The sequence below is a fragment of the Prauserella rugosa genome, assembly GCF_000719975.1.
In the GTDB taxonomy this organism is placed as follows: domain Bacteria; phylum Actinomycetota; class Actinomycetes; order Mycobacteriales; family Pseudonocardiaceae; genus Prauserella; species Prauserella rugosa.
Genome location: NZ_JOIJ01000073.1, coordinates 1 through 360, shown reverse-complemented (window position 1 = coordinate 360; position 360 = coordinate 1). Strand labels below are relative to the sequence as shown.

Here is a 360-nt window from a genome sequence, read left to right as displayed (position 1 = left end):
TGGGCCGTCGACATGTGATCGGTGAGCGCCGCTCGAACCGCGACTTCGACCCGTTCCAGCGCGTCCGTCACCAACAGACGTAGCGCTCGATCGAACACGTACAGATCCAGCACGTCCTCGAACGTGGTCCCCTCACGGAAAATGTGAGCGGGCCAGCGATCGCGTTGCTGGAACGGGATCGTGTACGGCGAGAGCCGGTAGTAGCCGATGTGACGCAGGTACCGACCGGCCTTATCGGGATCAGGGAAGTGCAGGCCACGCTCGGACAACAACGTCAGAAGCGCGTCAACCGTCAGCGGCGGCTTCTCGTAACGAAGGGACCCCCGAGCCCGTAGTGACTTTTCGGGCATGTGGGAACTC

The 360-nt window shown here is 62.5% G+C and carries 1 protein-coding gene; it reads right to left on the bottom strand.

Translation table 11 applies throughout. The features are described 5' to 3' along the window. On the bottom strand, positions 1–350 hold a 350-nt coding region (locus IF64_RS0124985; protein ID WP_036878001.1), incomplete at its 3' end, for an Abi family protein. Positions 351–360 lie beyond the last annotated feature (10 nt).